This is a genomic window from Pseudomonas sp., from assembly GCF_030147005.1.
GTDB lineage: Bacteria > Pseudomonadota > Gammaproteobacteria > Pseudomonadales > Pseudomonadaceae > Aquipseudomonas.
Window position 1 is genome coordinate 1 of sequence record NZ_JASLAW010000005.1, and the last position, 7,991, is coordinate 7,991.

General features: G+C 61.8%; 10 protein-coding genes. 1 reads left to right on the forward strand and 9 read right to left on the reverse strand.

What is annotated here, in order from left to right:
• Positions 1 to 39: 39 nt before the first annotated feature.
• From Q1V60_RS00290 to Q1V60_RS00330, 9 genes are all read right to left on the reverse strand, one after another.
• Entirely contained in the window at positions 40 to 363 is a 324-nt protein-coding gene (locus tag Q1V60_RS00290) for a DUF3392 domain-containing protein (RefSeq protein WP_034133991.1), read from the reverse strand.
• A gap of 19 nt (positions 364 to 382) precedes the next feature.
• Positions 383 to 1,585, reverse strand: a complete 1,203-nt coding sequence (gene hemW / locus Q1V60_RS00295; protein ID WP_300626668.1) for a radical SAM family heme chaperone HemW — start codon at positions 1,583 to 1,585, stop codon at positions 383 to 385.
• The gene (gene rdgB, locus Q1V60_RS00300; RefSeq protein ID WP_300626670.1) at positions 1,582 to 2,175 is read right to left on the reverse strand and encodes an RdgB/HAM1 family non-canonical purine NTP pyrophosphatase; all 594 of its coding nucleotides are present in this window, start codon (positions 2,173 to 2,175) and stop codon (positions 1,582 to 1,584) included. Before rdgB ends, hemW begins: the two co-directional genes overlap by 4 nt.
• On the reverse strand, positions 2,172 to 2,609 hold the full coding sequence (locus Q1V60_RS00305) for a DUF4426 domain-containing protein (RefSeq protein WP_300626672.1): 438 nt from the start codon (positions 2,607 to 2,609) through the stop codon (positions 2,172 to 2,174). Before Q1V60_RS00305 ends, rdgB begins: the two co-directional genes overlap by 4 nt.
• Positions 2,610 to 2,630: 21 nt before the next feature.
• Positions 2,631 to 3,251, reverse strand: a complete 621-nt coding sequence (metW, locus tag Q1V60_RS00310) for a methionine biosynthesis protein MetW (RefSeq protein ID WP_300626675.1) — start codon at positions 3,249 to 3,251, stop codon at positions 2,631 to 2,633.
• A gap of 7 nt (positions 3,252 to 3,258) precedes the next feature.
• Positions 3,259 to 4,398, reverse strand: coding sequence for a homoserine O-acetyltransferase (locus tag Q1V60_RS00315; protein WP_300626676.1), 1,140 nt, complete (start codon positions 4,396 to 4,398; stop codon positions 3,259 to 3,261).
• 188 nt (positions 4,399 to 4,586) lie between these two features.
• Positions 4,587 to 5,174, reverse strand: coding sequence for a YggT family protein (locus Q1V60_RS00320; RefSeq protein ID WP_300626677.1), 588 nt, complete (start codon positions 5,172 to 5,174; stop codon positions 4,587 to 4,589).
• Between the two features lie 25 nt (positions 5,175 to 5,199).
• Complete coding sequence (proC, locus tag Q1V60_RS00325) at positions 5,200 to 6,018, reverse strand: pyrroline-5-carboxylate reductase (protein ID WP_300626679.1); 819 nt, start codon at positions 6,016 to 6,018, stop codon at positions 5,200 to 5,202.
• 33 nt (positions 6,019 to 6,051) lie between these two features.
• A complete protein-coding gene (locus tag Q1V60_RS00330) occupies positions 6,052 to 6,738 on the reverse strand; it encodes a YggS family pyridoxal phosphate-dependent enzyme (protein ID WP_300626681.1) in 687 nt (228 codons plus the stop codon).
• A gap of 57 nt (positions 6,739 to 6,795) precedes the next feature.
• Between Q1V60_RS00330 and Q1V60_RS00335 the strand changes: the two genes are divergently transcribed.
• Complete coding sequence (locus Q1V60_RS00335) at positions 6,796 to 7,830, forward strand: type IV pilus twitching motility protein PilT (RefSeq protein ID WP_300626683.1); 1,035 nt, start codon at positions 6,796 to 6,798, stop codon at positions 7,828 to 7,830.
• Positions 7,831 to 7,991: the final 161 nt, after the last annotated feature.

Genomic DNA, 7,991 nt, shown 5'->3' on the forward strand with positions numbered 1-7,991 from the left:
AAGCCCGCTCCCACATTTGTATCTCTGTGGGATTTGGGGTCAGCGGCGGTCTGCAACCACGCCAATCAACACCAGCACCACCACCAATACCGGCGCCAGGCTGTAGTTATTGAACTGGCTCAACCCTCGCACAATCCACGGCGTGGCATAGATCAGCGCCGCACCGCTGCCGATCAAGCACAGCAGGGCCATCAACGGGACGCGCAACGCGCCGGCGATGCTGCCCAGGCGGGCTTCGACCCAGCCCTTGATGTCGGCGCCGAACAGCACCAGCAAACAGCCGACCAGAGCCAGGGAGATTTCCGACAGGTTGCTACGACTCCAGCGGGACACGGTGGCGAGCAGGTCGAGTACCAAATCCATTCGATTTCCTTAAGAGCGATCAGCTCAAAAACGTCTGCAACAGGTCATTGAGAAAGAGTTGCCCGCGGTCGGTCGCCGCCAGGCGTGACGGTTCGACCTGCATTAAGCCACTTTGTTCTGCCTCGCGACGGCCTTCGTCGAGGCTCGCCAGGTCGAGTCCGGTGCGCTCGGCGTAGAGCTTGGCGTCGACCCCTTCGGTGAGGCGCAGAGCGTTCATCAGAAATTCGAACGGCAGCTCTTCATTGGTCAGTTCTTTCGCCCCAGCCTGGAAGCTTTTGGCGGGGTTGAGGTAGTCCTTCGGTGCGCGGGTTTTCCAGGTGCGTACGATGCGCCCGTCCGGATGGCTGAGTTTGCCGTGGGCACCGGCGCCGATGCCGATGAAATCGCCAAAGCTCCAGTAATTCAGGTTATGCCGTGCCGGGCGACCGGCTTGGGCGTAGGCCGACACTTCATATTGCCGGTAACCGTGCTCGGCGAGCAGCGCCTGGCCGGCTTCCTGGATATCCCACAGGGTGTCGTCCTCCGGGAGCACAGGCGGCTGGTTCCAGAACACGGTGTTGGGTTCCAGGGTCAGTTGGTACCAGGACACGTGCGTCGGCTTCAGTGCGATGGCTTGGCGCAGATCGGCCAGGGCATCGTCCAGGGATTGGTCGGGCAGCCCGTGCATCAGGTCCAGGTTGAAATTATCGAACCCGGCCTGGCGCGCCATGCCCGCAGCGCGTACGGCTTCATCGCCGTTGTGGATGCGGCCCAGGGCTTCGAGCTTTTCCTGTTGGAAGCTCTGGATGCCGATCGACAGGCGATTGATCCCCAGCTTGCGATACGCGATGAACTTCTCTTGTTCAAAGGTACCGGGATTGGCTTCCAGGGTGATTTCAATGTCGTCGGCAAACGGGATGCGCGCTTGCACGCCTTCAAGCAGGCGCCCCAGGGCTGCGGCGCTGAACAGGCTCGGGGTGCCGCCGCCAAAGAAGATCGAACTCAGTTCCCGGCCATAAACGGCGTGCAGGTCCTGGTCCAGATCCGCCAGCAAGGCGTTCACATACGCTTCTTCCGGTAGTACTTTGCTTGCGGTATGGGAGTTGAAGTCGCAATAAGGGCACTTGCGCACGCACCACGGGATATGGATGTACAGCGCCAGGGGCGGCAGCACAGGCAACGCCGCCCGAGGTGTGCGCGCGCCGCCGTGGATCAGTGGCAACGCCTGGGTGTCGTGGGTCATTTCAGGCTCAGGCGTTGGCGCAGCAAATCCATTGCGCGGGCGCGGTGGCTGATCTGGTTCTTGTCGGCCGGGCTCAGTTCGGCGCTGGAGACGTTGCGCTCCGGCACCCAGAACAGCGGGTCGTAGCCGAAACCGTGCTCACCGCTGGCCGCATGCAGGATGCGCCCGTGCCACAAGCCTTCACAGAGGATCGGCAGAGGGTCGTCAGCGTGGCGCACCAACGCCAGCACACAGACGAACTGCGCACCGCGCATCGCGTCCGGTACATCGTTGAGCGCGTCCAGCAGCTTGGCGTTGTTGGCCGCATCACCCTGGCCGTCGGCGTAACGCGCCGAATAGATGCCCGGCGCGCCACCGAGGTAGTCCACCGCCAGACCCGAGTCATCGGCCAAGGCCGGCAAGCCCGAGATGCGTGCGGCATTGCGCGCCTTGAGGATGGCGTTCTCGACGAATGACAGGCCGGTCTCTTCCGGCTCGACCTGGCTGAACTCACCAATCGAGCGCAGTTGCACGGCGTCGCCGAGCATGGCCTGCAATTCTTTGAGTTTGCCGGCGTTATGGCTGGCGAGTACGAGTTGGGTGAGGTTCATCGGTCGGCCGGAAACAGTTCTTGGTTGAATTGGAAACCATGGGCTTTGCCGCCGGTTTCAACGTTGATGGTGAAGGTTTTGTATTCGCGCTGCGTCACGGAGTAGGGCGCCAGGTAGCTGATGCCGCCTTTCTCTTCGATTTGCTTGAACGTCAGGATTTCGCTCTTGCCGCCCAAATCCTTGATGGTGCCGGTCACTTGGGCCGCGACCGGGGTGACCCCCTTGATCACGGTCACATTGATCAATCCCTTATTCTTGCTGCGCACTATGCCGACTTTCTGGGCGGTTTCCGGTGACAGGAAGCTGGAGGTGAAGGTGTTGTAGTGAACGGTGATATCGCCGAAGTCTTTCTTGCGATTAGCGTCGATAGCGTCCGCGGCCATGGCGCTGGCGCCCAGGCAGGCGGTCAGTAGAAAAACAGCCAGACGACTCATGAGCGTCCCTCTTGATAATGATTAGACGGCAATCTTGTGGTCGGTCAGGCCAGGGCTGCTGACCCGGTAAATACCAATTTCGCCCAACAGGTTGGGCCATAGCTTACTCGCCCAGCCGTGGCGGTGCTGTTGATCGACGGCAAGGCGGTTGATCACCTTGGCCTCACGTTCGCGACACAGGGCTTCGAAGTCTTCGAACGTGCAGAAGTGGATGTTCGGCGTGTTGTACCAGGTGTACGGCAGGAAGTCCGACACCGGCATGCGGCCCTTGGTGGCCAGGTACCAGCGGCAGCGCCAGTGACCGAAGTTAGGGAAGGTGATGATGCACTGGCGGCCGACACGCAGCATTTCGTCAAGGATACGGTCAGGGTAGTGCACCGCTTGCAACGCTTGGGTCATCACCACAACGTCGAAGCTGTCGCTGGCGAAGTTGCCCAGACCCTTGTCCAGGTCCTGCTCGATCACGTTGATGCCCTTGGCCACGCATTGGGCGATGTTGCCCGGGTCGTTTTCCAGGCCGTAGCCGGTAACTTGCTTGTTGTCGCGCAGCCAGCTCAGCAGTTCACCATCACCGCAGCCCAGGTCGAGCACGCGGCTGCCGGCGGGGATCCAGTCTTGGATGATTTCCAGGTCGGCTCTCATGGCGTTCTCACAGTGCTATACGGTTCATGTAATTACTGAACGCCTGCAGATAACGGGGTATCGGAATCAGGAAGGCGTCGTGGCCTTGCGGCGCGTCGATCTCCAGGTAGCAGACGTCTTTGCGCGCAGCCATCAGCGCGTCCACCAGTTCGCGGGAGCGGGCCGGCGAGAATCGCCAGTCGGTGGTGAACGACATCACGCAGAACTTGGCCTTGGCGTGTTCGAAGGTTTTCGCCAGGTCATCATCAAAGTTTGCCGCCGGGTCGAAGTAGTCCAGCGCCTTCGTCATCAGCAGGTAGGTGTTGGCGTCGAAACGCCCGGAGAACTCCTCGCCCTGATAACGCAGGTAGCTTTCCACCTGGAACTCGACACTGTGGAAGTCGTAGTTGAGCTTCTCGCTCTTGAGGCCGCGGCCGAATTTTTCGCCCATGGAGTCATCGGACAGGTAGGTGATGTGCCCGACCATCCGCGCCAGCATCAGGCCACGCTTGGGGATCACCCCCGCTTCCTGGAACGAACCACCGTGGAACTCGGGGTCGGTGAGGATTGCCTGGCGCGCCACTTCGTTGAAGGCAATATTCTGCGCCGACAACTTGGGGGCCGAGGCGATCGCGAGGCAATGGCGCACGCGATCCGGGTAGGTGATGGTCCATTGCAGGGCTTGCATGCCGCCCAGGCTGCCACCGATCACGGCCGCCCATTGGTCGATGCCCAACAGGTCGGCGAGGCGCGCCTGGCTGTGCACCCAGTCTTCCACGGTGAGCACCGGGAAGTCGGCACCGAAGGGCTTGCCGGTTTCCGGGTTGAGGCTGCTGGGGCCGGTGGAGCCGTTGCAACCGCCGAGGTTGTTCAGGCTGACCACAAAGAATTTATCGGTGTCGATAGGTTTGCCGGGGCCGATGCAGCTGTCCCACCAGCCGGGCTTGCGCTCGTCGGCGCTATGGAAACCCGCGGCGTGATGATGGCCGGACAAAGCGTGGCAGATCAGCACGGCGTTGCTCGCCGTGGCGTTCAGCTGGCCGTAGGTTTCGTAGATCAGGTCGTAGGCGGGCAGCGAACGGCCGCAGGCCAGGGCCAGCGGTGCGTTGAAGTGCGCCACTCGGGGCACGACCAGCCCAACGGAATCGGGGGGAAAGGCAGTTGGCATCGACCCTGCTCTCGTTTAAATGAGGCGTAAGTCTAAAGAGCGAGGCCCCCAGCGGCAAGCGATGGTCGGGGGTACGCGCATTGCTGTGTGTAGGAGCGAGCTTGCTCGCGAAAAACCTGAGAGTGCAGTTGGGTATCAGGTTTCCCGCGTTATCGTGCACGTTCTTCGCGAGCAAGCTCGCTTCACAGTCAGATCAGGCCGAACAGCTCTTTAGGCATGAACGCGTAGAACGCCAGGCGCGGGATCACCCAGCTCTGAATCAGCTGGATCGCGATAAACGCAAAGATCGGCGAAATATCCAACCCGCCCAGGTTCGGGATCAGGCGACGGAACGGCGCCAGCACCGGCTCAGTGATTTGAGAGACCAGCTCCGCGCCAGGGCTGCGGCTGCCGGGTGCGACCCACGACAGAATCACGCTGATGATCATCGACCAGAAAATAATCTTCAAAAACAGCGAGAAAATGCCAATCAGTGCCCACGGCAACAGCAGCACCGTGAAGGCCTGGTAGCCGTTGAGCATCAGGATCACCACAAACAGCAGAATCTGCAGCAGCAGTGCCAGTACCAGCGATGACATGTCCAGCCCGAACAGGCTGGGAATCACCCTGCGCAGCGGTTTGAGCAGCGGTTGGGTGGCCTTGACCACGAACTGGCACAGCGGGTTGTAGAAGTTCGCCCGCACCAGTTGCAGGATAAAGCGCATCAGCACGATCAGCAGGTACAGGCTGCCCAGGGTTTGGATGATGAAGACGGCAGCGTCATTGATTCCGAGCATGTTTGATTACCTTGGTAAGTGACGACTATTTGCCCAGTTGTTCGGCCATCTCGGCTGAACGATGTGCCGCAGCACCCAGTGCTTTTTCCACCAGGGCTTCAAAGCCCCCGGCCTGAAACGATTCGATGGCGGCTTGTGTGGTGCCGCCCGGGGACGTTACGCGACGGCGCAGCTCGGCCGCATCCACATCGCTGGACACCGCCATCTTCGCTGCGCCCAGAGCGGTTTGCTCGGCCAGTTGCTCGGCAACGTCGGCAGGCAGCCCCAGTTTCACGCCGGCGGCGGTCATGGCTTCGATCAACAGAAAGAAGTACGCCGGGCCGCTGCCGGAAACTGCGGTGACCGCGTCCAGTTGCTGCTCTTGCTCCAGCCACAGGGCGATGCCCACGGCGGATAACAACTCCAGGGCCTGATCACGCTGTGCGGCGCTGACTTCGGCGGTGGCGTACAAGCCGCTCACGCCCTGGCGCAACAACGACGGCGTATTCGGCATGCAACGTACGATCGGCTGGGCGCCCAGCCAGTTGTTCAGGCTGGCGCAGGTGATGCCGGCGGCGATGGACACCACCAGTTGGTGCGCCTGCAGGCTCGGGCGCAGGCCCTCGCACACGGCCTTCATGGCCTGGGGTTTGACCGCCAGCACGATCACGTCGACGCCTTGGATGGCCTCGGCGTTGTCGGCAAAGGTTTCAATGCCGTGTTCGGCGCTGACACGAGCGCGGGTCTCGGCGCCCGGGTCGCTGGCGCGAATCTGCGCGGCGTCCAGGCCCTTGGCCCGCAGGCCGCCGATCAGGCTGGCCGCCATGTTACCGGCGCCGATAAAGGCAATACGCATGTCTTTCATGACAGGTCCTTAGCTAAATGAACGTCAGCCATTTCACGGCTGGCCGTAGTCGCGGGCGCCAAACAGCGCAGTACCGATCCGTACCCAGGTGGCGCCTTGAGCGATGGCCGACTCAAGGTCGTGGCTCATGCCCATGGAAAGTGTGTCCAGAGGCAGGTTCAGGCTGGTTTGCAGCTCGCGCACCGTGGCGAATGCTGCATCTTGCGCAGCGCGGTCTTCGGTCGGTTCGGGGATCGCCATCAAGCCCCTCAGCTTCAGGCGCGGCAGGGCGCTGATGGCATTGGCCAGGGCCGGCAGGTCGGCGGGCGTGCAGCCGGACTTGCTGGCTTCGCCACTGACGTTGACCTGGATGCAGATATTCAGCGCAGGCAGGTCGGCAGGGCGTTGTTCGGACAGGCGTTGTGCGATTTTCAGGCGGTCCACGGAATGCACCCAGGCGAAGTTCTCGGCGATCGCGCGAGTCTTGTTCGATTGAATGGGGCCGATGAAGTGCCAACTCAAGGGCAGGTCGGTTAATTCGGCCTGTTTGCCCAAAGCTTCCTGCAGGTAGTTTTCGCCAAAATCATGCATCCCGGCGGCGAAGGCTTCGCGCACGGCTTGCGCCGGTTTGGTCTTGCTCACGGCCAGCAGGTGGATGCTGCTTGCGTCACGCTGCACGGCGTCGGCGGCGGCGCGGATGCGCTGGCTAACCAAGCCGATGTTGTCTGCTATCGTCGACATTCAAGTTGCGTCCGTGGATATGGAGTCCGCGGCATTCTACTGGAAATGGAAAGCCCTATGGATATCACTGAATTACTGACGGCCAGCGTGCGCCGGGGCGCCTCCGACCTGCATCTGTCGGCCGGCCTGGCGCCGATGTTGCGCATCGATGGCGAGGTGTGGCCGCTGGATGGCCCCGTACTGGCCGGGTCGCAGGTGGCGGATTTATTGAGCCCTTTGCTCAACCAATACCAACAAAAGGATTTCGAAACATCTCTTGAAACGGATTTTGCCTTCGAGCTGCCCGGCGTGGCCCGCTTTCGCGCCAACGTGTTCCAGCAGGCGCGTGGCGTGGGGGCGGTGTTTCGCGCCATCCCCAGCGAAGTCCAGAGCCTGGAAAGCCTTGGCTTGGGCGAGGTGTTCCAACGCATCGCGCAGCTGCCGCGTGGCCTGGTGCTGGTGACCGGGCCCACCGGCTCCGGCAAGTCCACCACGTTGGCGGCGATGATCGACTATCTGAATCGGCATCGACGCCAGCACATCCTCACGCTGGAAGACCCGATTGAATTTATCCACAGGCCGAAAATGGCGCTGATCAACCAGCGCCAGGTGCATCGCGACACCCACAGCTTCTCGGTGGCGCTGCGCTCGGCGTTACGCGAAGACCCGGATGTGATTCTGGTGGGCGAACTACGCGACCTGGAAACCATCCGCCTGGCGCTGACGGCCGCCGAGACGGGGCACCTGGTATTTGGCACCTTGCACACCACGTCTGCGGCAAAGACGGTAGACCGGCTAGTGGACGTGTTCCCGGCCACGGAAAAGGCCATGGTCCGCTCGATGCTGTCGGAGTCGTTGCAGGCGGTGGTCTCCCAGGTGCTGGTCAAGAAGACCGGCGGCGGGCGCGTAGCGGCTCACGAAATCATGCTGGGGACGCCGGCCATTCGTAATTTGATCCGCGAAGACAAGGTGGCGCAGATTGTCTCGGCAATCCAGACCGGTGGGGCGTTGGGAATGAAAACCCTGGATATGAGCTTGAAGGCGCTGGTGAGCGCGGGGGTGGTCAGCCAGGAGGCGGCGCGGGAGAAGGCGAGGGTGCCGGCGGATATATAGACCGCAGGACCAATACGGAACAAATGTGGGAGGGGGCAAGCCCTAATGCCAGTCAGTTAAGACAGAACCGGTCCCTGTGGCGAGGGAGCTTGCTCCCGCTGGACTGCGTAGCAGTCCCATTTTTGGGGCCGCTTCGCGCCCCAACGGGAGCAAGCTCCCTC